The 25858-nt window shown below is 49.4% G+C and carries 22 protein-coding genes and 2 pseudogenes; 12 read left to right on the top strand and 12 right to left on the bottom strand.

Annotated features, from left to right (window positions below):
• Positions 1-5: 5 nt before the first annotated feature.
• Together ACLHV9_RS11250 and ACLHV9_RS11245 are read left to right on the top strand one after the other, a co-directional pair.
• Positions 6-587 (top strand): annotated as a pseudogene (locus ACLHV9_RS11250) (SDR family oxidoreductase); the annotation flags it as partial.
• A gap of 205 nt (positions 588-792) precedes the next feature.
• On the top strand, positions 793-1017 hold the full coding sequence (locus tag ACLHV9_RS11245) for a hypothetical protein (protein ID WP_108090007.1): 225 nt from the start codon (positions 793-795) through the stop codon (positions 1015-1017).
• A gap of 103 nt (positions 1018-1120) precedes the next feature.
• Here ACLHV9_RS11245 and ACLHV9_RS11240 read toward each other — a convergent pair whose 3' ends face one another.
• Positions 1121-1555, bottom strand: coding sequence for a VOC family protein (locus ACLHV9_RS11240; protein WP_028017387.1), 435 nt, complete (start codon positions 1553-1555; stop codon positions 1121-1123).
• Between the two features lie 139 nt (positions 1556-1694).
• Complete coding sequence (locus tag ACLHV9_RS11235) at positions 1695-2678, bottom strand: NAD-dependent epimerase/dehydratase family protein (RefSeq protein WP_108090008.1); 984 nt, start codon at positions 2676-2678, stop codon at positions 1695-1697.
• Between the two features lie 96 nt (positions 2679-2774).
• On the opposite strand from ACLHV9_RS11235, the gene ACLHV9_RS11230 reads away from it, so the two are divergent.
• Positions 2775-3683, top strand: coding sequence for a LysR family transcriptional regulator (locus ACLHV9_RS11230; RefSeq protein WP_108090009.1), 909 nt, complete (start codon positions 2775-2777; stop codon positions 3681-3683).
• A 120-nt stretch (positions 3684-3803) separates the two neighbouring features.
• Here the strand turns inward: ACLHV9_RS11230 and dgcJ are convergent, their stop codons facing one another.
• A complete protein-coding gene (dgcJ, locus tag ACLHV9_RS11225; protein WP_407220467.1) occupies positions 3804-5321 on the bottom strand; it encodes a diguanylate cyclase DgcJ in 1518 nt (505 codons plus the stop codon).
• A 334-nt stretch (positions 5322-5655) separates the two neighbouring features.
• Between dgcJ and asd the strand changes: the two genes are divergently transcribed.
• On the top strand, positions 5656-6774 hold the full coding sequence (gene asd, locus ACLHV9_RS11220; protein ID WP_108090016.1) for an aspartate-semialdehyde dehydrogenase: 1119 nt from the start codon (positions 5656-5658) through the stop codon (positions 6772-6774).
• Positions 6775-6826: 52 nt separating this feature from the next.
• On the opposite strand, the gene ACLHV9_RS11215 is transcribed toward asd, so the two are convergent.
• Complete coding sequence (locus tag ACLHV9_RS11215; RefSeq protein ID WP_108090017.1) at positions 6827-7411, bottom strand: dihydrofolate reductase family protein; 585 nt, start codon at positions 7409-7411, stop codon at positions 6827-6829.
• A 245-nt stretch (positions 7412-7656) separates the two neighbouring features.
• On the opposite strand from ACLHV9_RS11215, the gene ACLHV9_RS11210 reads away from it, so the two are divergent.
• Positions 7657-8136, top strand: a complete 480-nt coding sequence (locus ACLHV9_RS11210; protein WP_028017381.1) for an RrF2 family transcriptional regulator — start codon at positions 7657-7659, stop codon at positions 8134-8136.
• A gap of 59 nt (positions 8137-8195) precedes the next feature.
• Here the strand turns inward: ACLHV9_RS11210 and oqxB are convergent, their stop codons facing one another.
• Together oqxB and ACLHV9_RS11200 are read right to left on the bottom strand one after the other, a co-directional pair.
• Positions 8196-11348, bottom strand: a complete 3153-nt coding sequence (gene oqxB, locus ACLHV9_RS11205; protein WP_108090018.1) for a multidrug efflux RND transporter permease subunit OqxB — start codon at positions 11346-11348, stop codon at positions 8196-8198.
• A gap of 23 nt (positions 11349-11371) precedes the next feature.
• Entirely contained in the window at positions 11372-12547 is a 1176-nt protein-coding gene (locus ACLHV9_RS11200) for an efflux RND transporter periplasmic adaptor subunit (protein ID WP_049005664.1), read from the bottom strand.
• Positions 12548-12885: 338 nt separating this feature from the next.
• On the opposite strand from ACLHV9_RS11200, the gene ACLHV9_RS11195 reads away from it, so the two are divergent.
• Entirely contained in the window at positions 12886-13236 is a 351-nt protein-coding gene (locus tag ACLHV9_RS11195; RefSeq protein ID WP_028017378.1) for a helix-turn-helix domain-containing protein, read from the top strand.
• Here the strand turns inward: ACLHV9_RS11195 and ACLHV9_RS11190 are convergent.
• Positions 13160-14074, bottom strand: a complete 915-nt coding sequence (locus ACLHV9_RS11190) for a LysR family transcriptional regulator (protein ID WP_218064859.1) — start codon at positions 14072-14074, stop codon at positions 13160-13162. The two genes, ACLHV9_RS11195 and ACLHV9_RS11190, sit on opposite strands and share 77 nt — an antisense overlap.
• A 100-nt stretch (positions 14075-14174) precedes the next feature.
• Between ACLHV9_RS11190 and ACLHV9_RS11185 the strand changes: the two genes are divergently transcribed.
• Entirely contained in the window at positions 14175-15155 is a 981-nt protein-coding gene (locus tag ACLHV9_RS11185; RefSeq protein WP_108090019.1) for a nitrilase family protein, read from the top strand.
• 77 nt (positions 15156-15232) lie between these two features.
• Complete coding sequence (locus ACLHV9_RS11180) at positions 15233-15550, top strand: YebG family protein (protein ID WP_108090020.1); 318 nt, start codon at positions 15233-15235, stop codon at positions 15548-15550.
• A gap of 82 nt (positions 15551-15632) precedes the next feature.
• On the opposite strand, the gene gcvA is transcribed toward ACLHV9_RS11180, so the two are convergent.
• Positions 15633-16532, bottom strand: a complete 900-nt coding sequence (gene gcvA / locus ACLHV9_RS11175) for a transcriptional regulator GcvA (RefSeq protein WP_108090021.1) — start codon at positions 16530-16532, stop codon at positions 15633-15635.
• Positions 16533-16650: 118 nt separating this feature from the next.
• Between gcvA and ACLHV9_RS11170 the strand changes: the two genes are divergently transcribed.
• Positions 16651-17007: a gamma-glutamylcyclotransferase gene (locus ACLHV9_RS11170; protein ID WP_028017374.1), complete on the top strand. Its 357-nt coding sequence runs from the start codon at positions 16651-16653 to the stop codon at positions 17005-17007.
• Positions 17008-17071: 64 nt separating this feature from the next.
• Positions 17072-17731 carry a DsbA family protein gene (locus ACLHV9_RS11165; protein WP_108090022.1) on the top strand — a complete coding sequence of 220 codons (660 nt, stop codon included), beginning with the start codon at positions 17072-17074 and terminating at the stop codon, positions 17729-17731.
• A 124-nt stretch (positions 17732-17855) separates the two neighbouring features.
• Here ACLHV9_RS11165 and ACLHV9_RS11160 read toward each other — a convergent pair whose 3' ends face one another.
• On the bottom strand, positions 17856-18983 hold the full coding sequence (locus ACLHV9_RS11160) for an MFS transporter (protein ID WP_407220463.1): 1128 nt from the start codon (positions 18981-18983) through the stop codon (positions 17856-17858).
• 102 nt (positions 18984-19085) lie between these two features.
• Between ACLHV9_RS11160 and ACLHV9_RS11155 the strand changes: the two genes are divergently transcribed.
• A complete protein-coding gene (locus ACLHV9_RS11155; RefSeq protein ID WP_407220461.1) occupies positions 19086-19880 on the top strand; it encodes an AraC family transcriptional regulator in 795 nt (264 codons plus the stop codon).
• Between the two features lie 194 nt (positions 19881-20074).
• A complete protein-coding gene (locus ACLHV9_RS11150) occupies positions 20075-20677 on the top strand; it encodes a site-specific integrase (RefSeq protein ID WP_108090025.1) in 603 nt (200 codons plus the stop codon).
• A gap of 101 nt (positions 20678-20778) precedes the next feature.
• On the opposite strand, the gene ACLHV9_RS11145 is transcribed toward ACLHV9_RS11150, so the two are convergent.
• The 3 genes and pseudogenes from ACLHV9_RS11145 to ltrA form a co-directional block, all read right to left on the bottom strand.
• Entirely contained in the window at positions 20779-23316 is a 2538-nt protein-coding gene (locus ACLHV9_RS11145) for a tetratricopeptide repeat protein (protein WP_108090026.1), read from the bottom strand.
• 405 nt (positions 23317-23721) lie between these two features.
• Positions 23722-23924, bottom strand: a pseudogene (locus ACLHV9_RS11140) (IS3 family transposase); the annotation flags it as partial.
• Between the two features lie 80 nt (positions 23925-24004).
• Positions 24005-25513, bottom strand: a complete 1509-nt coding sequence (gene ltrA, locus ACLHV9_RS11135) for a group II intron reverse transcriptase/maturase (protein WP_001189111.1) — start codon at positions 25511-25513, stop codon at positions 24005-24007.
• Positions 25514-25858: the final 345 nt, after the last annotated feature.

The raw sequence follows: 25858 nt of genomic DNA, 5'->3' as shown, positions 1-25858 counted from the left end.
CTACTTATTTGGTGGACACCACTTTGTCGGATGCTTCGGATTATGACCAGACGGTTCACGCTGTACGCTTACCTTCAGACAAGCCCATAGACATTTTAATCCTCAATGCTGCTCAGTGGTTATCTGGAACGTTAGACGATCAACCAGACACAGAAATTATCAATACTGTCAGCTCAGGACTAACAGGTTCGATTCTACTGACTCAGGCATTGCTACCCAGTTTAAGACGTTCAGAAAGTGCGGATATAGTCTCAATTATATCTTCATGTGGGATTCCGAATTTTACAGATTCAATTGCGCATCCCGCATTTTTTGCTAGTAAACACGGCCTTAGCGGGTTTACAACTAAACTCTCACACCAGTTATCCGAAGAAAATATACGTGTGACTGGGTTATATCCCCCAGATTTCGAAGTGACAGGATTAGATACGTTTGTCGATGACCAATTCAAAATGGGGGAGCGTTTAATGAATGGGCGCTCGGTCTGGGAAACAATTCGCTTTGTGTTGGCTCAACCGCGTAGTTGCCACATTAGTAGCATCTATTTTGATGGTCCTACTCGCGAAAAACTGGGTAATAAAGGCTGAATTTAGGGACGTTGAACAGAGTAGCTAACTTCCGCTTCTCGCTCATCGCTGCCGGTCAGATAGCAGGGGAGCAAACTGCCATGGACAGAATCACCGCAAAATCCACCAGAACGAAAACGAATATCACCCCTACATTTAGTGGTGGCTACGTGAAGGTGGTTCATCTATTCTGCTTGTATCAGCGGGCAGGCCGGAGTCACTCTTTGTGGATAATCCCATCCTTCAGAAAACCATCATTATCTTTATTCTCATCTTGTGGGTAATCGATGAATTCAGGGCCAGGAAAAGAAAATGTTCTGACCCCGCTATTGAAGCAGCTGATGCCAGAGAACGCCAGGAATGGCGCTATCTCAGATGGGGGTTCCGGACTATACAAGTGGCAGCGACAGTGTATATCTTCGTTCAGCTGATTCAGGTATTACTGAGATAAATGCCACAGGCAGGTACAACTGGACAAAAACATCTTACTGTCCAGTTGAGCCTCCGTGATCGCCATTATGTAGGTCACCTGAGTGCCAGAAGCGGACGGATGTTTATCCGCGAAGCCAGGGTGTTATCGTAAGCCCTGTGAGCAACCCTTCAGGACTAAGCAGACGAGTCACAGTTTGCCCCCAGGGCTCTGTGCGGTTAGCCACCAGCAGGCGATACCCCTTCTCACTTAAGATACGGGTAGCGGAATCGAGATCCTGAACCTCATATTCAATCCATCCCTGCGGGATTGGGTGTTCGGCTGGCCACTCCTCAGAGCCAAAACATGAAGTGGCGGCCTGTGATAACGGCCAGACGGCAAAATGCTTTACACCCTTCAGCCTGTTTTCCGATAGCAGATAATCGCCGTTACCCTCCATTGGCTTAAGCGGCAGACCGAGTACCTGTACATAAAACCCGGAACTGACTTCTGCGTTCTGCGAGATGGGCCCAAACCCAGCGACAAACAAAACGTCAATTCCCGGTAAATTCTGCGACATACCTGCTTCCTTAATTATCTGAAATTGAACCCTGAATTTATCCTACGACTCACTGAATCACCACGCCCAATTTTGGCATCTTTGTCACCTGTCAGCGGCAACAATCACGATCGCTTCTCGCTCAAAGCAGACCTTTGGCTCAGTTAGATCGTCCGCTTCGTGCTGTGAGGCATCCCAGTCCCTGTAATGTCATACGAACAGCCTCATCAAGAGGGGTATGCGGCTCGGCACCTAAAAAAGTCACGAGCTTCGTATTGTCCAGGCGGACCGATTGACGCCACAGATACCGCATTTCCAGAAGTTCGCGCAAGGTTGCGTTGAAAGGTGCTGCCAGGTGCATAAACCACCACGGAAATGAGTGTATTTTGGCAACACCGCCATAGTGTGCGGTGATACGTTGTATCGCCCTGACCATTTGGCTGCCGTCGGGATCCCAATGTCCTTGCATATGGAATCGCGCAAATGGCTCAAGTTCTTCACGTCGCGCCAGCAATGCAGCAATAGTTTTCGCGATATCAGGTAAATAGGCCCACTGATGACCTGTTTCAGCCGTACCTGGATTAGAAATTACCTTTGGCAACGTGCCAGGCTTGATCAAACCTTGAGAAAACCAGTTATTACCAGCGTGTGGTCCAAAAAAATCCCCCGCGCGGACGACCAGAACCCGTCCGCCACGCTGTGAATAGGCCTCAAGTTCTTTCTCCATTTGTACCCTGATCGCTCCTTTCCTTGTGACTGGCCTTTGCTGAGCATCTTCTCGTAACAGCGGGAAGGCATCAGGGCCATAGTTGTAAACGGTACCTGGAAACACTATCAAGGATCCATTTCGTTCTGCTGCATTGATTGTGTTGCGCAGCATAGGCAATACAAGATGCTGCCAGTTTCGGTAGCCGGGTGGGTTGACGGCGTGAACGATCACAGAACAGTCTTTCGCCGCAGAGGCGACTTGTTCTTTGTCGAGAGCATCGCCCGCTATCCACTGGATTTCGCCATTAAGTTCGCTTCCATGGCTTCCTCGTTTTAATGCACGTACCTCCCATTTTTCCCGAATGAGTTGTCGAGCAGTTTCACCACCAATACCGCCTGTAGCGCCTAGTATTAAGACCTTCCCTCTGGTTTCCATCGTATTTGCCTCTTTGCTGATTTCAGATTGACAGCATAAGTACAGGCAGAGCTAAATGGTATTGCATATCAATATAGGGCAGGTATACAAATTTGTATGAAGACATCTATTCCATGGGAGTGGTACCGAACATTTCTTGCGGTGCTCAGAGAAGGGTCTCTTTCCGGTGCATCGCGCATGCTTGGTATTACGCAACCAACGGCAGGTCGGCACATAGCTGCACTGGAATCTGCCCTCGGCCAGGTATTGTTCACGCGGTCGCAAACGGGATTGCTGGCAACTGAAACTGCGCAGGCGTTGAGGGTACATGCCGAAGCGATGGAGAGTACGGCTAACACCCTGGAGCGTACAGCGGCCAACGTTGGTGCTAGCAGCGCGTCCATTCGCGGTGTAGTACGGGTCTCTGCAAGTGAGATTATTGGTGTCGAGGTACTCCCGCCACTCATTGCGCAGCTCAGGGAATCCAACCCGCAAATCACGATTGAATTAGTGCTGTCCAATCGGGTTCAGGATTTACTGCATAGAGAAGCAGACATTGCGATACGCATGACGACGCCAATACAGGAGCAGCTTATTGCTCGTCGCATTGGCAGCATTGAGCTCGGTCTACACGCGTCCACTGCTTATCTTGCCCGACATGGCGCGCCTGAAAGTACCGAAGATCTGTTGAAACACGCGCTGGTTGGTTTTGATCGGAATACGCCCTTCATCCGTAATGTATTGAAAAAATACCCGCAGCTAAATCGGGATCTCTTTTCTATACGCACTGACAGCGACGTGGCTCAGTTGAGCCTGATTCGCGCCGGTGCAGGCATTGGCATATGCCAGGTACAACTGGCCAATGGATATGTTCCGCTACAGCGGATACTTCCACATTTCTTTTCTTTATACCTTGATACATGGCTCGTTATGCACGAAGACCTGCGTAATAGTCGGTGCTGCAAATTAGTTTTCGATGTTCTGTCAAAGGGATTAGCGGAATATATCTACCCGAAGCGAACGTAAAAATGCCAAAATACATCACCCATGTAATGGCATGCCACCATACAGTTCGGCCTTAGATCGTCCTTAATCAGATTACACTGAGCGCTATCGTGCAAGAAATATTGACTCATGCACGCGTGTTTATCGGCGTTCTTCATATTTGCTGCGTTTATGCTGATAGAGTAACTCGTCGGCTTTCAGCATCGCGACATCCAGCGTGTCTCCAGGCCGCAACTGATATGCCCCCCAGGAAAATGCCACCAGTTTATCCGGGTCAATCGTGAGTAATTGCTTCTGCGCACGGGTAATAACTTCGCGGGATTTATTCAGCGTATAATCGATAAGAAGTAAACAGAACTCATCGCCCCCAAGCCTGATACCGTAGTCACTTTTACGAATGACATTGCCAAGAACCATCCCCAGCGTCTGTATCGCTTTATCCCCCATATGGTGACCGAGAGAATCATTGATTCTTTTGAGGCCATCACTGTCAATGGCGATGATCGTGACAGGGATAGCTCTGTCAACGAGTGAGCGGATTTTATGTTCCAGCTCAGGTGTAATGACTTTTCTGTTATACAGTCCGGTCATTGCGTCCGTCACATTATCCCTGGAAAGCAACGTTTGTCTGATTAACTGCTTATACGCATATCGGCATAATGCCCAGGTACCAAGGAGATAAAGCAGAAACAGCCATAAATTCGCAATAATGACGTAGAAAGCATCCAGTTTCACATGCAGAGTGTAATACTGGGTGAGTGAATCTTCATAACTGATCAAAGCAAAAGATTTGATATATGGCTTATGGAAAGCAATATGGATGCCGGTTCCATTATCAGTGACATATAAAGAAAGGAATCGCCATAACAACGGACGATCGACAGTATTAAACGAAACGACCAGATCGTCAACATTGATGTCTGTAATCAGAATGCCTTTTACTTTATCACCCAGAAATACCGGGGTAAGCATGCTAATAATATTATTGCGGGTGTAGCCATCCTGATAAATATGAGACAGCGTGGTTTCCCCCTTCAGTAGATCTTTAAGGGCATTATCATCAATCGAAATCGTGTGTGCGCTATGTGCAATATTGATGCTGCCATTATTACCCTCAAGCCAGTTACTGAAGGTATAGTTGTGGGTATTAACTAGCTGATTAATATAAATATAGTTATGAGCAAGATCGATATAGTATCTGATGTTCCTGAACGTATAGCCGGAATAATTTGAAAAGCTGTACTTCGACTGGGCTGCGCGCTCAGCGGTGTGGATAACCGAAAGTGCGCCAATGTCTCCCGCCCACTCGTTACACGAGGTATTGCGGGTTTGCAGCGTACCTTCAAGGTTATTCCTGTTTTTCTTCAACAGATTGAATCCGTAAATATTACCCTCGGTTTCTAACTGCTGACATATTGATGCCCGTTCGCTATCGTCAGAGTCCGGATCGGCTATTCGACGATAAAACTCGCGCGAGAGCCGGGTGGCAATATTCTGGTTAATAGACTCTTCATGAAAAAGTGCCGATTTCCCATTTTCAGCAACGTACCCCAGATAGTTCTGTAAATCATGCACGTTACGAACAGCCAGCGCGGTAAACAGTGAGGTAGTGCAAACCACGATCAGAATAATCGCACTGATATATTTTTGTCTGGTCAAGATGGCTCATTCCCTGTTGTACCACCTAAAAATAATAGCAATTATAGCACTGGCATCTTAGCGGATGCTTGCTCAAGGAATAAATTTTCAATGCCACCCATAATGCCAATCTATTCCAGACAACCACCAAAGGTTACGATGGAATTAATGCCATAGATATCAAGTAGTTGCGGTGATATTTTATATGGCAAAGGTATAACAAATGCTGATGCCGCATGAAATATATTAATATTGCCGGAATCTAATGCAATTCATAATGACCTTGATTATGGAATGAGATATAACGTGCCCCGAAGAAAATTAACATTTTCATAACGTAATTAAGGTTAAGCAAATGAAGCAAGTTGGTATTGTTGGCTGGCGAGGTATGGTCGGTTCTGTTTTGCTACAGCGAATGGTTGAAGAGAACGACTTCGACAATATTTCTGCACATTTTTTCAGCACCTCCAGTGCAGGTGCTGCTGGTCCTGTCATTAATGGTGTCAGCTACACGCTTAAAGATGCTAATTCCATTAGCGCCCTGGCCGATATGGATATCATCATAACCTGTCAAGGTGGGGATTATACCAAAGCCGTTTACCCGGCTTTGCTTAACCATGGCTGGCAAGGCTACTGGATTGACGCGGCCTCCGCGCTGCGGATGGATGAGAAAGCCTGCATTATTCTCGACCCCGTCAACCGCACAAATATTGCTCGAGCAATCAAAGAAGGTATTAAGCTTTTTGTCGGTGGAAACTGTTCCATTACGCTGAGTCTTATGGGCCTGGCTGGGTTGATAAAGGCTGACTTGATCGAATGGATGAGTGTGATGACCTATCAGTCCGCATCGGGTGCGGGTGCACAATATGTACGGGAATTAATCACACAAAGTGCTTACATAAGTAACCATTTATCTTCGGATGAGCTGGCGTCCTCAGGTTCAGTGCTTCCTTTAGTTAACAAGGTCAGTGAGTTGATTAACAGCGCTGATATGCCGACCCAGAACTTCGGTGCTCCTTTGATGGGCAGCATCATTCCCTGGATTGACAGCGATTTAGGCGATGGCAATAGCCGTGAAGAATGGAAAGGTGAGGCTGAAACGAACAAAATTTTAGGTCTGTCTCCCGGCACGATCCCGGTAAACGGCTTATGCATACGAGTCGGCGTAATCCGCTGCCACAGTGCTGCTATAACCCTTAAGCTCAAGCGTGAAGTCCCCGAAGAGGAATTTGCAGAATTAGTGATGAATTCCCACCCTTGGGTTAACTATGTGCCCAATAACAAGGCTGAGAGTATCAGCACACTAACACCGGCATATATCAGCGGTTCGCTTAAGGTGGGTATTGGCCGTTACAAAAAAATGTCGCTAAACAATGAACCTATCTACTCGGTCCTGACGGTAGGCGATCAGCTATTGTGGGGAGCAGCGGAACCATTGCGTCGCATGTTGAATATTCTGCTTGGTAAAGTGTAAATCATAATATTCCGACAAAACACCTACTTAGTAGGTGTTTGCGGAACTTACTTTAGCGATTTCGTTTCACCTCGTATTGCACGCACACTACCCCCGACGGGAAAATATGACTCTTCACCAACATGAGTGAGGTTCTGTCTTGTATATTTTTGAACAAGGGAATGCCTTGCCCCAGCAGAACGGGATTGACGAATAGCCAATATTCATCGATGAGGTTTTCCGCCATTAGCGCGTGAGTCGCTGAGGGGCTACCAAACAATAAGATTTCGCTGCCCGCGTTTTGCTTGAGCTTATTGATTTCGTCGCTTAAGTTGCTACTGATAATTTGCGTATTAGGGTGATTTTTTTCCAACAGCGTTTTCGACAACACCACTTTTTTGGCAGATTTATACCAACGCGAATGCGCAAGGTCATGCGGGCTGGCGTCAGGCTTATCGGCAGCAGTAGGCCAGTACGACTCCATCATCTGGTAGGTGGTGCGCCCATATAAGGCGGTGTCGGTCTGCTGAATCCGCTTCTCCACGTATTCAAACAAATCGGGGCTTATGCTAATCCAGTCCAGACTCGCCTGCCCCTCAGCGTTAGATGCGACAAAACCATCCAGCGACACATGAACAAACGAAACGATTTTTCTCATGGTTTTCTCTCTGATTAAGTGTTGACTACGTAGCCTTTGGTTTGTCCATTCACCACCGATCACGCTCAAGTTGTATCGGATCGCGATGAACAAAAGCGTGAAGCGGTGAAAAAAATAGGATGTTCGATCACGAATGCCGCAGATTGCTTCAAAAAAATGACCGTATTTGTTATATTGTTGCTCATTGATTATTCACCTCTGCGGTGCCAAAAAGAATAAGATTCACCGCAACCCAGGAAAGAGAAATGTTAGATTACCGCTTCCCGACAGCTTTGCAGATGGTTCTCAGCGTAGCGATGGCGGAGCAATTGGGTGAACGTTCGACGAGTGCCATTCTGGCCTACGGCCTGGAAGCCAACCCGAGCTTTATCCGCAAATTGATGGTTCCGCTCACGCGTGATGGCATTATTGTCTCAACGCTTGGCCGTAACGGCTCTATTCATCTTGGTCGCCCGCCGGAAGAGATCACCCTGCGCGACATCTACCTTTCGGTCATCGAAGATAAAAAGCTATGGGCGTCGCGTCCAGACGTACCGGCTCGCTGCGTAGTCAGCGCTAACGCCTGCTGGTATTTCAAGTCAATTTCCGAAGAAGCGGAGCAAGCTTCGTTAGCGGTATTAGCACGCCACACTGTGGCAAGCGCGCTGGAAGAGGTCAAAAAAGCCGATACCAGCGGGTGCGATCCGGTGCCTGAACTTATCGCCCTGTATAAAAAAGCCCATTAATTTTTACGAAAAAAAACCGCCTTCACAGTGAAGGCGGTTTTTTATTATCTGCAATGTCCTTACGCAGGCAGCACTTCCCTTTCCACTTTACCGCGCGTCACGAGTTTACGCAGCGTCACGTAGAACACCGGTGTCAGGAACAGACCAAACAGGGTCACGCCCAGCATCCCGGAGAAGACGGTGATCCCGGTGACGCCGCGCACTTCCGCACCCGCACCGTGACCGAGTATCAGCGGAATTGTCCCGGCAATAAAGGCGATGGAGGTCATCACTATCGGACGTAAACGTAGACGACAGGCCTCCAGCGCCGCTTCCATAATGCCTTTGCCCTGAATTTCCAGCTCGCGGGCAAACTCCACGATAAGAATCGCGTTTTTACAGGCCAGCCCCATCAGTACCACCAGCCCCACCTGCACGAAGACGTTGTTATCGCCCCCGGTCAGCCAGACGCCAAACAGCGCGGAGAGCATGGTCATCGGCACGATGAGGATCACCGCCAGAGGCAGCGTCCAGCTTTCATACAGCGCCGCCAGCACCAGGAACGCCAGCAGTACCGCTACCGGGAAGACGATCAGCGCCGTATTGCCCTGGGTGGCCTGCTGGAAGCTCAGATCCGTCCACTCAATATTCATCCCGTTCGGCAGGATCTGCTTAGCCATCCCCTCCAACTGCGTCATCGCCTGCGCTGATGAGAGCACGCGCGGGTCGGCATCGCCAATCAGGTCCGCCGCCGGATAACCATTGTAACGAATCACCGGATCCGGCCCGTAGGTGGTCGTGATTTTCACCATACTGCCAATCGGCACCATTTCGCCCTGGCTGTTACGGGTGCGCAGATTAGCAATATCTTCCACGCTGTCGCGGAACTGCCCGTCAGCCTGCGCCATCACGCGCCAGGTACGCCCGAACTGGTTGAAGTCATTCACGTACGACGAACCCAGATAGGTCTGCAGCGTACCGAAAAGATCGGTCAGCAACACGCCCTGCGCTTTCGCCTTATCGCGGTCAACCTGCACGTCCAGCTGCGGCACGTTAGCCTGGTACGTTGAGATCGGGAAATGCATCCCCGGCGTTTGCATAATCGCACCGGACATGGTGTTCACCGCGTTTTGCAGCGCGCCATAGCCCAGACCACCGCGATCCTGGATGTACAGCGAATAGCCCGACCCCTGACCCAGACCTAAAATCGGCGGTGGCAGGATGGAGAAGCCAAAGCCTTCCTGGATTTGCGCGATTTTTGCGTTGATCTCAGCGTTAATTTCCGCCGCAGTATGTTTGCGCTGGTCGAACGGCTTCAGGCCAAAGAAGACCGTCCCGGTATTCGGCGTGTTGGTGAACTGCAGCGCATTCAGCCCCGGAAACGCGACCGCATAGTCCACACCTTCAGTATTCATCCCGATTTCGCTCATTTTGCGGATCACCGCATCGGTGCGCGCCAGCGACGAACCTTCCGGCATTTTCACGCCGCCAATCAGGTACAGCTTGTCCTGCGTCGGAATAAAGCCGCCGGGCACCGCTTTAAACATCACGCCCGCCGCACAGAGCAGCAGCAGATACACCGCAAATACCGCACCGCGTCGTCCGAGCGTTTTCCCCACCAGCCCCTGATAACCGTTCGAGCTGCGGTGGAAAAAGCGGTTAAACGGACGGAAAATCCAGCCAAACAGACGGTCAATAAGCCGGGTCGGAAAATCCTTCGGTGCGCCGTGCGGTTTTAACAGCAGAGCCGCCAGTGCCGGAGAAAGCGTCAGCGAGTTGATGGCGGAAATCACCGTCGAAATCGCGATCGTCACCGCAAACTGCTTATAGAACTGCCCGGTGACGCCTGAGAGGAACGCCATCGGCACAAACACCGCACACAACACCAGCGCAATCGCGATAATCGGCCCCGAAACCTCACGCATCGCCTGATGCGCCGCCGCAAGCGGAGCAAGCCCTTCTTCGATATTTCGCTCGACGTTTTCCACCACCACGATGGCATCGTCCACCACGATACCGATAGCCAGTACCAGCCCGAACAGGCTCAGGGTGTTTAGTGAAAAGCCCAGCAGGTAGAGAATGCTGAACGTCCCCACGACAGAGACCGGCACCGCGATCAACGGAATGATCGACGCGCGCCAGGTTTGCAGGAACAGAATCACCACCAGCACCACCAGCACCACCGCTTCCAGCAGCGTTTGTACGACAGCACGGATCGAATCGCGCACAAAGACCGTCGGATCGTAAGGAGCCGCCCACTTCATGTCTGCCGGGAAACGCGTGGAGAGTTCGTCCATTTTCGCGCGCACCGCGTTAGACAAATCAATGGCGTTCGCCCCCGGAGACTGGAAGATGCCAATCCCGACCGCGTCTTTATTGTTAAGCTGGGAACGCAGCGCATAGCTGCCGGAACCCATTTCGATACGCGCCACGTCGCGCAGGCGGACAACCGTACCGTCCTGCGTCGTTTTCAGGACAATATTGCCAAACTCGTCTTCAGTATGCAGACGCCCCTGGGCGTTAATGGAGATCAGGAAATCACTCTCTTTCGGCAGCGGCTCGGCACCCAGTTGCCCGGCGGACACCTGAACGTTCTGCTCCTGCATCGCCGTGACCACGTCCGATGCGGTCAGCCCGCGGGCTGCCACCTTGTTAGGATCCAGCCAGACGCGCATCGCGTATTCGCCTGAGCCGAAAATCTGAATCTGGCCGACGCCGGGCAGGCGCGCCAGCTCGTCCTTCACCTTCAGCGTGGCGTAGTTACGCATATACAGGGAGTCGTATTTCCCGTTGGGCGAAAACAGATGCACCACCAGCGTGAGCGTTGGCGACTGTTTCTGGGTAGTAATCCCCAAACGCCGCACGTCTTCCGGCAGGCGCGCCTCGGCCTGCGCGACGCGGTTTTGCACCTGTACCTGCGCCTGATCCGGGTCGGTTCCCGGACGGAAGGTGACGGTGGTCACCAGTACGCCGTCCGAGCCCGCAACGGACTTCATGTACATCATGTTTTCAACGCCGTTGATCGCCTCTTCCAGCGGCGTCGCCACGGTCTCGGCAATCACTTTCGGGTTGGCGCCCGGGTATTCCGCGCGCACCTGCACGCTTGGCGGCACAACGTCAGGATATTCGCTCACCGGCAACAGCGGGATGGCGATCAATCCTGTGATAAAAATCAGAATCGACAGGACGGCGGCAAAAATGGGCCTGTCGATGAAAAAACGGGAAAAGTCCATGGGTCGGATTCTCAGGTAAGGGATCAGTTAAGGGCGGCGCTGGTAGTCATGGCAACGGTTTTCGCGTTAACCGGCATCCCCGGCATGAACACTTTTTGTAAGCCCTCGACGATGACTTTATCGCCAGGGTTCAGCCCCTGCCGCACGATGCGTAAACCGTCTGCCAGACGTCCCGGCGTGATGTCGCGACGCTGTGCTTTCCCCTCTTTATCCACGATATACACGTATTTGCGATCCTGATCGGTCAGCACCGCTTTGTCGTCGATCAGCGTGGCTTTGAATTCCGCGCTGCCCGGCAGGCGTACGCGGGCAAAGAGCCCTGGCGTGAACTGACGCTGCGCGTTATCCAGCAGCGCGCGCATACGGATGGTGCCGGTACTCGGCGTTAACTGATTATCAAGGAAGTCCACTTTGCCCTGATGGGGATAACCCTCCTCGCCCGTCAGACCAATTTCCACCGGAAGCGCCATGTGATTGCTGGACGCCCCCTGCCCGCTGCGGGCCAGATTTTGGTAGTGAAGATAGGTCGACTCATCCACGTCAAAGTAAACGTAAACCGTTTTCTGCGAGACCAGCGTGGTGAGGACGCTGGCGGTGTCCCCCGCCGTCACCAGATTACCGCTGGTGATCAGCGCCCGGCTGGCGCGGCCATCAATAGGCGCGGTGACTTTGGTGAAATCCAGGTTAAGTTGTGCGGCGTCAACCGCCGCCTGCGCGGCGCGAATGTCGGCCTGTGCCTGGGTGGCAGCTGAACGACGCTGCTCCCATTCTTCACGGGAGACTACGTTGGTATTGACCAGTTTATCAGTACGGTTGGCCTCGCTTTGTGCCAGGCTGGCCTGCGTTTTGGCTCTCGCCAGGTTCGCCTGTGCCTGCTCCAGCGCCGCACGATAGGTTCGGTCATCAATGGTGAACAATACCTCGCCCTTTTTCACCTCCTGGCCATCGGTGTAATTCACTTTATCAATGTAACCGGAGACGCGCGGACGTAACTGAACGCTCTCCACTGCCTCAATCCGACCGTTAAAGCTATCCCACTGGCTTATGGATTTCACAACCACATCAGCAGCGCTGACGGCGGGCGCAGGTGGCGCAGCGTTTTGCGCGACACTGTTATCGCATCCGACGAGCAGCACGGAGAGCAACATGACCCCCAGCGCGCTCAGATGAAAGTTACCCCAGGTTTTTTGCAGGCTCATTATTTTTATTCCGATAATTGTAGCCGCCGGACAAGACGCCGCAGGAGATGCCGCGCCACTTCCTTTGTCCGGTAGCTGGCTTAAGGCCATTTGTGCCGTTCATCGCCACAAAACTGTAACAGTAATGAATACACTATTCGCGGCGATTGTAGGAAGGCGCTTAACTAAGTGCAAGAATAATTGTTGCACTTTATGTGCTATTTGAGTCGAAGGGAAAAGAGCCGTTTCGCTCAAGGATTTAAATGCAACAATAAAACTTGCAATTAACGTAAAAACCAGCCAACCTTTAAATGCAACAGACAAAGATACTTTTAGACGAGCGGTATGAGGGTAACCAGATGAACACTGGCGCATTTATGCATGATTTACTCGACTGGATCGACAACAACCTTGATAGCCGTCTGGACATTGAGTCCGTCGCCAGGCGATCCGGTTACTCAAAATGGCACCTCCAGCGGCTCTTCAAAGAGCATACTGGCTCCCCTCTCGCCGAGTATATTCGCGCGCAAAAGCTGCAAAAATCGGTCGAACGGCTGGCTCAGAGTGATGAACCGATCCTGAACGTGGCGATCGCGCTGGGCTTTGACTCACAGCAGTCCTTCAACCGCAGCTTTAAACGTCAGTATGGTCAGGCGCCTGGCGCATGGCGGCGGAGTCTGGGTGGCCCGGAAACGCAGCAGCTACGCTAGCAATGAAATTGTCACGGATGACATCCTCCCTGCTTGCGTCCCAGGCGATGCCCACCTCCCAGCTTATTGACTCCCCCGTTAGCGGAATAATCATCAGTTCCGGCGGCGCGATATGGGTCACGCTGGTGGGCAGAATGGCCACACCGATCCCCGCAACCACCATCGCGACGATAGTTTGTATATCGTCAGTCAGTTGCGTCGATGAGATGAAAAGACCGTTGTCATGCAGGAAGCGGTCAATCTGTGCGTTTAAACCCCGTCCTCGCTCATCATAAAGCCGCAACAGAGGGCGTTTCGTGAGCCACTCAGCCACAGACATTGTCGGCGACGCGGCGGGCGCAACCAGAACCAGCCGATCGGTAAATAACGGCAGGTATTCAAGCGCCACGTGGGGCGGAACCCTGACAAATCCCACCTGTAGCTCATCATTTTGCAGTTGCTCGTACTGCTGGAAGGAAGGTAGATCCGTCAAGGACATCTCGACACCCGGGTAGTCTCGACGAAAGTCTGCAATACAGCGTGGTGCCAGATAAAAGCTTGAGAGGCCAAACCCTACCGTAATATGCCCTTCAACCCCTTTTGAGACCCGCTCGGCATGCTGCATAAATAACTGGGTTTGCCTGACCACTTTTTCAGCCTCTGGCAGTAAACGTCTGCCGTTGGCCGTCAGTACTGCGCCGTGACGACCTCGTGAAAAAAGAGACATATTCACCTGGGATTCGAGGAGATGAATCTGTTTGGTCAATGCCGGCTGCGAGATAAACAGCGCCCGCGCCGCATCGGCATAGTTCCCTTTTTCGGCCAGTACCACAAAGGCTTTAAGCAACCGGATGTTCAATTTTGCATTCCAGATGGTTATTAAAATCAGAAATTTTTTGATTATACAGTTATCGGAAAGCGTTATGTAATTCAGTTTCGATGACAACTGGAGATACATCATGAACGAACATCAATCCTTAAAGGCGGCAACCGTACAGTTTCAGCATCAGGCTAATAATAAAAAATACAACCTGCTGATAATGGAGAAATTTATTGAGCAAGCGGCGCTTGAGCAGGTGAAAATTCTCACCTTCCCTGAAATGTGTATCACCGGCTACTGGCATGTCCCCAAACTCACCTCAGCGGAGGTATCAGCTCTGGCAGAGCCGATTGCTGAAAGCCCTTCCCTGACGCTCATTCGCTCTCTGGCGATCAAACATCAAATGCTTATTGGCGCCGGTCTTATTGAACGCGCCGACGATGGCCGCCTCTACAATGCGTATGTTGCCTGTATGCCGGATGGCTCAATGCATACGCACCGTAAACTCCATGCTTTTGAACATTCGGCCATCAGCAGCGGGGACAGCTTTACTGTTTTTGATACGCCCTGGGGAGTGAAAGTCGGCATCCTGATTTGCTGGGACAATAATCTGGTCGAAAATGTACGCGCGACGGCGTTGCTGGGTGCCGATATTCTTCTCGCACCGCATCAAACAGGCGGTACCGATTCCCGCAGTCCTCACGGAATGAAGCCTATTCCGCTGTCGCTCTGGGAGGAGCGGGAAACGCGCAAGGAGGAAATTACGGCCGCATTCAAAGGGGCAAGCGGTCGGGAATGGCTTATGCGCTGGCTGCCTGCCCGTGCACACGACAATGGATTATTTGTTCTCTTCAGCAACGGTGTGGGTGCAGATGATGACGAAGTGCGCACAGGGAATGCCATGATCCTCGACCCATATGGAAGGATCGTGAATGAAACCTGGGCGGCTGAAGATGCGATGGTGAGCGCTGAACTGGATTTAAGCCTGCTTGCCATGAGCACCGGACGCCGCTGGATCCACGGTCGCCGCCCCGATTTATACCAGATATTGACCCAGCCGCAGGGCTATGAACGTGATGCGATCAGCGCACGATTTTCGAATGAGCCCCCTGCCCGCTAGAAATGTCAGCATTTTTTAGCTGCAACCTAAACCCGGAGCTGTTATGCTGTATATAATTACAGTATGAGGTGCGCATAATGGCTGTTGAAACAAAATATGTTGTCGTAAGAAAAGGTGAAGAGAAAATGACATTTGCCAGTAAGAAAGAAGCTGACGCTCACGACAAGCTGCTTGATATGGCAGACGCGTTCACCGACTGGCTATTGCAAAGCGGAATGCAGATGGATGAAACACAGGCTGAAGATCTTGGTCTGTATCTCGCCGAGCAGAAAGAGGCCGTGCAGCATATTCTGCGTACCAGCAGGCTTCCCGATCTCAATGACGCTGTTGTTGCAGATAAAACAGAAGCCGATGCGGATGATGATAAAAAAATCAGAGCGGTGAAGGCGGCCTGATTACGAGAATAATCATTACCTGTTCCGAAGCCGTAAGGAGATAACTGCTTGCGGCTTTTTTAGCTGTTTGTAGGGTTCCCTGTTAATCTTTCAGCAGGCTTATTTCTTCGAACAGCCATTGCTTCAGCGTTCGTATTTTAAACGAATCCTTATTATCCAAACGGTAAACTAAATCGTATCCCCGTTCTGCTTTAAGTTTGTATTGCGGAAACGGAACAACAAGCCTTCCGGTAGCGACATCATCTGCAATCAGCACACTCCGTCCCAGAGCCACGCCTTCGCCACGTATAGCGGCTTCGGTCGCCATGCTGCCAAGCGTCCATAAGGTCCCCTGATGGCCGCTGAAATGGTTTTCTCCGGCCATTTCAAACCATGCCTCCCAGTTCGCCAGCATTCTGTACTCATGAAGAAGCACGCAGTTTGAAAGATCCTTAATTTCTTTCAGACCGTTATGTTCCTTAATAAAGTCGGGGCTACAGACAGGGGTGACTGTTTCACTCAAGATTCGCTCAGAACAGACGTCGCGATAATTACCACGGCCATAACGAATTGCTGCATCGACCTGACCATCGTTAAGATCCACATTAATGTCAGTAACATCCAGCTGAATATCGAGTTCAGGATGCCGCTGCCTGAAACGGCTGAGACGCGGGGCCAACCACTTACTGGCGAATGAAACCGTTGTACTGATACGCAAACTTTTTGCCGGGCTCCTTTCGCGTAAACGCTCGGACTCTCTCACTAAATCACCCAGAAGGCGGGTAACCGCAGGGTGGAATTCAGCCCCCTCCTCCGTCAGGATTATCTGTCGCGTCAGTCTGTGAAATAGCTTTATCCCCAGATGATCTTCGAGCTTCCGGATTTGCCGGCTTATCGCGCCGTGCGTGACGTGCAACTCCGCTGCCGCCAGCGTCATGCTGGAGAGCCGGGCAGTGGCTTCAAAAGCCCGAAGCGTTTGCAAGGGTGGGAGGCGATCGAACATCATACGCGTGATAATAATTCACGCATGGTGTGAGAACAAATGATTTGTCAGGCCCTCGTCCCAAAATCAAAATCGAAACAAATAACCATTTTATTTTCATCATGTTATCGGAGGGATAATGGAAAGTTTGTTCGTGTACGGGACGCTCGGTCCAGGCAGACCTAATGCGCATATTCTTGAGAATATCGGTGGGTCGTGGCAGGAAGGACACGTGGGTGGGTCTCTGTTAAATAAAGGCTGGGGTGCAGAGATGGGGTATCCGGGGATCGTGCTGGATGACTCAGGTAATCGTGTTCAGGGTTTTATTTTCACTTCAGCGAATTTGCATAATCACTGGGATGTACTCGATCAGTTTGAAGGTGCTGAATATGAGCGTGTACCGGTAGACGTCATGACGACTACCGGTCAGACAATAAATTCGTGGGTGTACCGGCTTAAGCCATTCGCTCATTTTACGCAACACTGCATTTACTGAATGCCCGTATTTAACGAGGTTCGAACGCATTATGATGGCGCTATTCCGTTATGAAGGAGGCAACATGCGTTTTGAGAGACTGCAGTATTTATTTGATCCACTTTGCGGCTGGTGCTACGCCAGCACGCCGGCGCTGGGTTACCTTGCTCAGCACCACGCTGATAAACTTGAGCTAATGCCCAGCGGGCTGTTCAGCGATGAGGGAGCCCGGGACATGACCGCGGAATGGGCGGAGTACGCCTGGTCTAACGATCGGCGCATCGCTTCACTCACCGGGCAGCCTTTCAGCGAGCGCTATCACCAGCTTCTGCTGAGCGGTACGCGGTTTGATTCGACGTTTATGAATCGTGCTCTGACCATGGTTCGTGACATCAACCCGTCGGCCGAGACACATCTTCTTCATACGCTACAGCATGCCCGCTATGTTGAGGGGCGAGACACCTCAAGACCTGACGTGGTGGGTGATATCGTTGAGGACTGGGCCGGGAAAAACAACCTTGCGTTAAAGCATGAACGGGTCACTCTGGCGCTTGATACCGATAAAGCGCTGCGGCATATCACGGACGAGAGGATCGCGAAAGTGAAGCGTCTTATGAACCAGCATGGTATCCGAGGAGTGCCTGTGCTGCTGGCGACGGTTAACGGCACGGAGCATATGATTAGTGGACATGCTCTTTACGGTGGTGCAGAGAAATTACGCGCTACGCTATCAACGCTTTCCTGAATGAATTTTCCAGCATAACGGCCATTCCTTAGCTAATCGGGCCGCAGCTGGCGTAAACCATTCTATATTGCACCGGGAACCCATTCTCTGACAGGTTCCCAGGTCAATATTAAAGCCAGCAGGCTTAGTGGCGAGAAAGGCTGCAAAAACAGGCTGTTACTGCACAAGCTGTCAGAACTAATCCCAGCTGCTGCACGATACCGGCAAGTCCCAGCATCATTCCCAACAACATATAGTAGACTAATCCAAACAGCGCTCCAGCTGCCCCGGCCTGTTCACGATACTGGCTCAGGGCCTGGCTCAACACGTTTGGAATCGCGATGCCATATGCAACCATAATCCCGGCCATCGGCAATAGGATCCATACAGATTGCTGTAAAACCCATGCAGCAATACCCGATAACAGGGCCAACAGGCAGGCATTCTTCACCAGTTGTTCTGGTGACAAACCGATAGACAACAGTTTCCGGTTCCAGAGGCTGCCCGACAGAGAAGCAAAAGCCAGTAAAATTCCCGTCCATCCGAAAGCCCTAGGACTCCAGCCCAGTTGCCCGAAAAGAAACGGCGCAAGGCTGTAGTAACTGAAAATCATCGTATTGAGCAGCGCAACAAGCACTGCATTTTTCCACAGCCTTCCATCACCCGCCATTCGGTAAACCAGCCCGCCAAAACGGGTACTGGAAGTATTTTCCGACCGCGTTTCTGGCAGCAAGAATGCGGTCAGTGTCAGCAGAACCAGCGCCAGTGACCCCAGCGCAACAAATACGCCGGTATGTCCATACAGGCTAACCAGCCAGCCTCCACTCACCAGACCGAAAACCGGGCTGATTGCCAACGCCGCACCCATAACAGAAAAGACGCGGGCTAAGGCCGTCGATTCGTAACTATCACGTAACATGGTTTGAACGACAACGGATCCGGCTGCAGCCCCCATGGCCGCCACCATGCGAGCCATGAGCAAAATACTAAAGCCTGAAGCTACAAACGCCAGTGCGGAACCGGTCCCGTAGCACAGTAGTCCGGCCATCATCGCCGGTCGCCGACCGATATGGTCGCTTAACCAGCCCCAGAGCGCAACGCCGACGGCAAACGCGACAAAATAGACAGAAAGTGTCTGCGCGGCACGTTCACTGCCTACCTGAAAAGCACGGGCAATGTCAGGCAATGCAGGGCTGTAAATGGTTTCGACCAATTGAGGAAACATAATCAGTAATGTCAGTAGCCACAACGGTGGCTGTTTATCGGTGTTCATAACAACAATCCTCAGATAAGCAGAATATGCAGCAATTATTGCGGAAGTTGCTATGTCGAATTACCATTATTAAGACTACATATATTTAAAATCGGACATTCAATGAAGATAAACCCTCAAGATTCTTTCGATCCGGATCTGTTCGACGATCTGGTTATCGGAATTGCATCCGATATGGGGGTACATGATTCAGGGATGCACAGCCACCTTCGTCATCAGTTACTTTTTTCGGCGGCGGGAAGTATCACAATTGAGCTGGATAATACCCTTTGCCTGCTTCCGCCCAGGCGTGCGGCATGGATACCGGCCGGCACGGTTCATCGCGCCATAATGAAGGGTACGATGGCCTACCGTTCTCTGTACTTTTCTAGCACTTTACCGTTATCAGCATTACCTCTGCAGATTGTTGAAGTTAATCCCCTGTTCTTTGAGGTGATCGAGCGGATGGCATTCTGGCCATGGGGAATGCCCACAGAACAACAAAGCAGTCTAATCAATGTTTTTTGTGAGGAAATTAAAAATGCCCATCGCGAAAACTGGACGTTACGGTTTCCCTCAGATATTCTCCTGAATACCTGGCTGAACACGATCCGTAAGGGCGAATTACCCCCTCGGCTTGGACAATTAGTCCAGAAGGTAGGGGCATGTGAACGCACGATAAGCCGTATATTTATCCGGGAAACGGGAATGAGTTATCAGAGCTGGAGGCAACAGTGGAGGCTGCTGAAAGCGATGGAAATGTTGTGCGAGGGTATGTCGCTAAGTCAGGTTGCACAGCAGCTAGATTTTGTCAGTGACAGTGCCTTTATTGTCTTCTTCCGCCAATATACGGGGACAACGCCGACCCGCTACCTCCGGCATTCAATTGCTGAACATCAGGACGTAACGTCGGTTTAACAGCCAGTCTTCGCTCACAGCTGACTTGCTTCATAGTTAGCTCGCCCGCTTTGTGCCAGGAGCGGTGACATGTTCCCAATTGTTTGACTCACGGCATTGCTAGCAAGAACCATGGATACTCAATGCCAAACGTCTGCTGTTAGCTCATAAGGGACAGACATACTCAAATCTCCCACATTGCAGGAGATTTGAGTATGAACACGTCACCTTGGAACAAAGACCGTATCATCGGCCAAAAAAGACCACTTCAGATATCTCATATCTGGGGGATCCGAATCCGGCTTGAACTGGAAGGTAAAACGCGCGATTTAGCTCTGTTCAATATGGCCCTGGACAGTAAGCTTCGAGGCTGTGATCTGGTCAAAATCAAAGTATCTGATGTGGCATATGGTAGCTTGGTTTCAAGCAGAGCAACGGTGTTGCAACAGAAAACCGGTAGCCCTGTGCAATTTGAGATAACCAAAGGAACAAGAGAAGCTGTTGCTGCATTGATAAAGCTTGGCAATTTGCACAGTAAAGACTTCTTGTTCCGGTCTCGGGTCGGAACTAACCAGCACATATCAACCCGACAATACAACCGAATCTTTCATGGGTGGGTAGAAAAGCTTGGTCTCGAAGATTCGCTTTACAGCACACATTCCATGAGAAGAACAAAACCTTACCTGATCTACAAGAAAACCAAGAATCTTCGGGTGATCCAACTTCTGTTGGGCCATAAGAAACTGGAAAGCACAGTCCGTTATCTGGGCATTGAAGTGGATGATGCGTTAGAGATCTCTGAATCGATTGAAGTCTAAGGTTGTCAGGGCTGCAACAGCAGCCCTGTGCCAGAAGCGGACTAGCTAAAATAGGGGTAGGTCAATAATTATCGTTAGCCCTTTATTCAGTATTTTTTAATCTACAGTAGCGTGTAGTTCTGGTAAGTTGCAAAGCAAAACGGCTGACCTCTCATAACATCTAAATGTTGTTCATTCGGTAATTGTAATGTTCCACCGGAAATCTCGTTTAATGCTGATATAATTTCGGAAATAGACATTTCGAATGCTTTGGCTAAAGACATACCATAAGATTTACTTGGCCCATACATCTTCATGAAATTCGAGAAATTATGCATTATCAAAGCGTTATATCTATCCACTATGGTCCATGATGCAGCAATCACAATGCTTTTTCTGTTTAACAAAAATGCTTGAGGGTATCCTAATAATTCATGTGTTCTAAAGAGCTTAAAATAATTTCTATTGACTAATGTGCCACCGTAACAGGCATTCAGCATTACTAGTTTATAATTCATTTTATAAGAATGTGATTGTAAATAACTATAGCTAAGAGTTCTCCTCTCTGCATGAGGCCCAGCTAAATCAGCAAAAACAGGATCAGTGAACATTGCGGCCGAAAAACCATGTTGCGAAATAACGATCGAGTCATGCGTAGCAACACGTTCAAAGAAGTCTTTTTGATCTGGTTGATATAAAATTTCTCCATTGAGGCCTGTAGTATTTATAAAATATTGTATTTCTGCTTTGTCATACTCTAAGTTAGTGGTTGACTCTACCATACCGAGGCAGGAATGTATTTCAAAACTCTCATCTTTTGGATGTAAACATAAACAAGACCTGATCTCAAAATTTCCTGAAAGAATTTTTTTTCTGATTTGATCATTACTTATCAACAAGATGTTTAATGGAAAGGAATCCATTTTAGACGGGAAAAATATCACTCCACCAGAGTCCTCAAGAATTGAAATGGACTCTTTGATGTTATCAATAAGAGTATTTTGGTAGTTTATCAATGTTTGATTAAACTGTGTTCGATTATCACCGCTCAACCTGAATTTATTCAACTCAATATAGAAATTCCGACCTTCTTCATCCGGAAGGTTTTCAATAATATAATTGTTATCAGATATGGTAATTAATTTGGATTGCGATGCGGAAAAATCAAATATAAGGACATTCCCATTATGGATTCTATCGTGGAGTAATGTGGATATATATTCATTGGAAGTGTAATGATAGGGTGATTTAATATCATACTTATACTTTAGAATTTCTACTTGAGTAATAAATAAATCCCATGGATCATTATTATTTCCATAGAACGCATTGTCATACTTTTCTGCAAATCCATAGAGGTGAGGGGCTCCATAATCTGCTAACCTGTCAATGCTTTCTGACAATTGAACTAGTTCATCATGCGAGATAATTGATGATATGTCTTCTTTCCACTTTAATAAACTTAGCCAATCGGCTGACTGATTAATACGTGAAAGTGCCAGTAATGGAATTATATCTGCTGCAACCCCAGTTGTTGCAAGACTTGCTATCAAATTCTCAAAGCGACCAAAATATCTACTTCGAATTCCTCTTCGATAATGAATTTTAAATGTATTTTTCAGAGTTTCATTCATTCTAAATGCAAAGGAGAATAAGCATTTTTTTAATGTATTCTGATCCCCGTAAATTAGGTTGTTTTTTGCGTCAATTAATTCTATTTCTAACAGGAAATCATCATCGAACGAATCACTACCTAACTCTGCAAGAATTACTCTCGCGTCATGCATATATTTTGAGGCAGCTTCAAGATTTCCGTTCTCCCTGTAGCTTGCTGAAATATTTACAGAAATCACCGCTCTTTTTTTAACTTCACAGTCCTGTTGAGATAATGCCTCCAAATATAATTTAATAGCATCATCGAACTTTTTCAATTGCATTAAAAGAGTGGCGTGGTTCAATACCAAGTCGTCAGGCAGGTTAATTTCATTCTTTTCGCAAACCTCTAACAACTCGTCCCAGATTTTAATTGCTGATGAATGATCTTCATTAGTTATACATATACTGTGTTTAACTGAAAGAACCTCAAATCCAAAGTCTAAATTTCCTTTTTCTTCTAGATACTCTAAAGCATCATCGAGAACATCAACTGCTGACCGATAAGAATCATTATCAGAGAAAAAATATGCAGCGGAAACATAGCATTTAGCAACCTCTATTTCGGAATCATTTTCTTTTAAAAAATCAACGATAACCTTTAGCAAGTATGGATACTTATCTACAGCTATTTCACCAAGCAATCCCTGTTTAATGTTTCTTATAGCACTAATACAAGGAGTTTTTGAGCCTAAACTCTCACAGTGTGAAATAAGTTTTTCAAGGTTAACTATTACTTCATCCACTTTACCAAGAATACACTCGCACGCCAGTAAAGAATGTAATGCCCAAGAGTAAGAATAACCATATATATTAGGATTAATTAGTTCAACTACAATCTTGGCGCAGCGCTCTACCTCTCTAACCTTATCAAGCTCAGGCGAATTACTAATTAAGTTAATGAGGTAGTCATCAATGTCCTCGAGACGATACTCTACGTTATCATCTTGTAATACTCCCTGGATAAATTCACTAAATTCGCATGGGTCTAAATTTATGTCATCCATTGTTTTTCCTTGTCATTTTTATTGGTTAGTTAGCATTAACAATTACAACTTAATAAAATTATAGATGAGGCTCACTCAAATATATATTGTTTTAAACTGATAATATCACGGCTTAATCAACTAATCTTTCATAAAATATTCCATGTCATAGCCATTTTTTGGGGATTACTTTAAGACTTTTAGATAACTCCATCGATTATTATCCATGTGTCACCGGATCACAACCTTCACATCCAAAAAGAAGCAATACCTGGTTAGCAAGGTAGAACTGATGCCTTGTACACCTAGAAAGGTTAAGAGGATAATGAGCATCTGAATAATTTTGAATTGACTGCATGAATACAAACCTTGGGTCGGCGAGTATTGGACTGCCCCCATACCCATAGCCAAATTCTGTCCTCACTACGATGCCTGTTCAAAGGCTTCCGGACTGATGCCGCCGGGATGGCTGCCCCGGTCTGAGTGTACGATGACCTCGCCGTCAGGTTTACGAGCGCCAGCTCCCGCAACAACGTAGGTTTCATCGACCAGCCGGCCACGTTACGGTCGAAGAGATCGATAACCGCCGCCAGATACAGCCAGCCCTGCCAGGTGCGGAGTAGAGTAAGAGGCAGGGCGTAGTCGGACTATTTCCCTGCCTCTCCTCCCCGAACCGGACGTGCACCTTTCAGCGCATCCGGCTCTCCATTTAAATGCTGGCGAACGCCATTGCCACTTCTGTAAAGCGCGATGTATACGTGTTTCTGGTCTCCGTCCTCAGATAGGGATTACCTTCGGGTAGCCGCCAGCGGAACAGCTTCTTGCCTTGCCCCACCAACCGGTACAGTATTTCGCCGCTGAGCTTGCCGTGATTGGTTTTACCAAATAAAACCCACGTTTTGCTCTGACCCGGTTTCGGTGATTTACACCACCACCTCATCAGGGAAGCGATACCTGTACGGTATTTGCGGGCCAGCCAGTGAGCCAGCTTCCAGAACACGACACGGTCGATATAACTGAAGACTTTGGCCTTAAAATCAACGAACTGATAGAACATGGCCCAGCCTTTCAGTTTTCGGTTGAGTTGTTCAGCCATATCGACTTTGCTTTCACTGTAGTTGCCTGATAACAGTGCTGTCAGCGATGCGGCGAAGTTTCTGGCTTTCTCCTGCGGGATCGTTGAGACCACTCGCATCTCGCCATAACGACTGCGTTTGCGAATGATCCTGTGCCCCAGAAAGATAAAGCCGTCATTAACATGGGTGATTTTAGTCTTATCCATGTTCAGCCTGAGTTTCAGACTGCCTTCGAGCACACCCCGACACTCCTCCCTGATGGCTTCCGCCTGTGCTTTGGTGCCTTTGACGATGAGGACAAAATCATCGGCATAGCGGCAGTACGCCACCGCGGGTTTCCACTGCCAGTTTTCTCTGACCGCCGTACTTCGGCCCCGTTGGATACTGTTATTCCAGTACCACCGATCTTTTCTGGCTTTCCCGCTCAGGTAGCGCTCATGCAGGTATTGATCGAACTCATTCAGCATGATGTTCGATAATAGCGGCGATATAACACCGCCCTGTGGCACACCTTCACTGGCCGCCCGAAAGAGACCGACATCGATATGTCCCGCCTTGATGGTTTTCCACAGCAGAGTCATGAAACGTGCGTCACTGATCCTGCGGCGTACAGCCTTCATCAGCAGTCGATGATGTACGGTGTCGAAGTAACTGGACAGGTCGCCTTCAATCACCCAGCGTCCCCGGGTTTCACCGCAGTCTGTGAGCTGTAATTTCACCGTGCGGATCGCGTGGTGGACACTGCGCTCAGGCCGGAAGCCATATGAGAGCGTATGAAAATCACTCTCCCATATCGGCTCCATCGCCATCAGCATGGCCCGCTGAACAATACGATCCCGCAACGCGGGGATACCCAGTGGTCGCAGTTTGCCGTTGCTTTTAGGGATGTAAACCCGTCTGGCGGGCAAGGGCTGGTAGTGGCCTGAGAGTAATTCATCCCTGAGGATTTGCAGCTCAACAGCCAGTCTGGCCTGTAGCATTGTTTTGTTCACGCCATCAACGCCGGGGGTATGCGCCCCCTTTGATGAAAGCGTGATCCGCGCCGCTTCAGCCAGCCATTCTGGTTGTGTTATCAGACGCAGCAGCCGTTGAATCCGTAGGGACGGATCGGTGGCTGCCCATGTGGCAAGCTTGCGTTGCATTTCGCTGATTATCAAAGGTCTTCACCTCGTTAGGTCAGTTAATTCACGTCGCAAACACATTCAAACTGCTTCCCTTCGCCATGTAATGGGCTTTCCCCATCGCGGACTACTACGGAAGCTCCGCCAGCCAGCGCGTCATCGGAGCCATGCCCCCTTAACATCCGTCGCTGACCTTCCCCGGTTTACCTGCCTGGACTCAGGCATACTGAGGAGGCTGCCCGTCGCACTCTTTATCCTTGCTTGCCGCAAGTTGGCAGAAGTCAGCAACGCAAGCGTGATAGACGCTGCTGCCCCGGTGTTTCGCATACATGTCAAAACACCTTCGACCGGCAGTGCTTACGTATC

It is taken from the genome of Enterobacter sp. CPE_E890 (assembly GCF_046521475.1).
Taxonomy (GTDB): domain Bacteria; phylum Pseudomonadota; class Gammaproteobacteria; order Enterobacterales; family Enterobacteriaceae; genus Enterobacter; species Enterobacter adelaidei.
The sequence above is the reverse complement of the archived record's forward strand: the minus strand, read 5'-3'. Positions and strand labels throughout refer to the sequence as shown.

What these genes read in the sequence shown, in the direction of transcription:
- ACLHV9_RS11240 (WP_028017387.1), bottom strand. Translation starts at nt 1,555, where the DNA reads ATGTCGCAGAATTTACCGGGAATTGACGTTTTGTTTGTCGCTGGGTTT.
- ACLHV9_RS11235 (WP_108090008.1), bottom strand. Translation starts at nt 2,678, where the DNA reads ATGGAAACCAGAGGGAAGGTCTTAATACTAGGCGCTACAGGCGGTATT.
- ACLHV9_RS11230 (WP_108090009.1), top strand. Translation starts at nt 2,775, where the DNA reads ATGAAGACATCTATTCCATGGGAGTGGTACCGAACATTTCTTGCGGTG.
- asd (WP_108090016.1), top strand. Translation starts at nt 5,656, where the DNA reads ATGAAGCAAGTTGGTATTGTTGGCTGGCGAGGTATGGTCGGTTCTGTT.
- ACLHV9_RS11215 (WP_108090017.1), bottom strand. Translation starts at nt 7,411, where the DNA reads ATGAGAAAAATCGTTTCGTTTGTTCATGTGTCGCTGGATGGTTTTGTC.
- ACLHV9_RS11210 (WP_028017381.1), top strand. Translation starts at nt 7,657, where the DNA reads ATGTTAGATTACCGCTTCCCGACAGCTTTGCAGATGGTTCTCAGCGTA.
- oqxB (WP_108090018.1), bottom strand. Translation starts at nt 11,348, where the DNA reads ATGGACTTTTCCCGTTTTTTCATCGACAGGCCCATTTTTGCCGCCGTC.
- ACLHV9_RS11200 (WP_049005664.1), bottom strand. Translation starts at nt 12,547, where the DNA reads ATGAGCCTGCAAAAAACCTGGGGTAACTTTCATCTGAGCGCGCTGGGG.
- ACLHV9_RS11195 (WP_028017378.1), top strand. Translation starts at nt 12,886, where the DNA reads ATGAACACTGGCGCATTTATGCATGATTTACTCGACTGGATCGACAAC.
- ACLHV9_RS11185 (WP_108090019.1), top strand. Translation starts at nt 14,175, where the DNA reads ATGAACGAACATCAATCCTTAAAGGCGGCAACCGTACAGTTTCAGCAT.
- ACLHV9_RS11180 (WP_108090020.1), top strand. Translation starts at nt 15,233, where the DNA reads ATGGCTGTTGAAACAAAATATGTTGTCGTAAGAAAAGGTGAAGAGAAA.
- gcvA (WP_108090021.1), bottom strand. Translation starts at nt 16,532, where the DNA reads ATGTTCGATCGCCTCCCACCCTTGCAAACGCTTCGGGCTTTTGAAGCC.
- ACLHV9_RS11170 (WP_028017374.1), top strand. Translation starts at nt 16,651, where the DNA reads ATGGAAAGTTTGTTCGTGTACGGGACGCTCGGTCCAGGCAGACCTAAT.
- ACLHV9_RS11165 (WP_108090022.1), top strand. Translation starts at nt 17,072, where the DNA reads ATGCGTTTTGAGAGACTGCAGTATTTATTTGATCCACTTTGCGGCTGG.
- ACLHV9_RS11160 (WP_407220463.1), bottom strand. Translation starts at nt 18,983, where the DNA reads ATGAACACCGATAAACAGCCACCGTTGTGGCTACTGACATTACTGATT.
- ACLHV9_RS11155 (WP_407220461.1), top strand. Translation starts at nt 19,086, where the DNA reads ATGAAGATAAACCCTCAAGATTCTTTCGATCCGGATCTGTTCGACGAT.
- ACLHV9_RS11150 (WP_108090025.1), top strand. Translation starts at nt 20,075, where the DNA reads ATGAACACGTCACCTTGGAACAAAGACCGTATCATCGGCCAAAAAAGA.
- ACLHV9_RS11145 (WP_108090026.1), bottom strand. Translation starts at nt 23,316, where the DNA reads ATGGATGACATAAATTTAGACCCATGCGAATTTAGTGAATTTATCCAG.
- ltrA (WP_001189111.1), bottom strand. Translation starts at nt 25,513, where the DNA reads ATGCAACGCAAGCTTGCCACATGGGCAGCCACCGATCCGTCCCTACGG.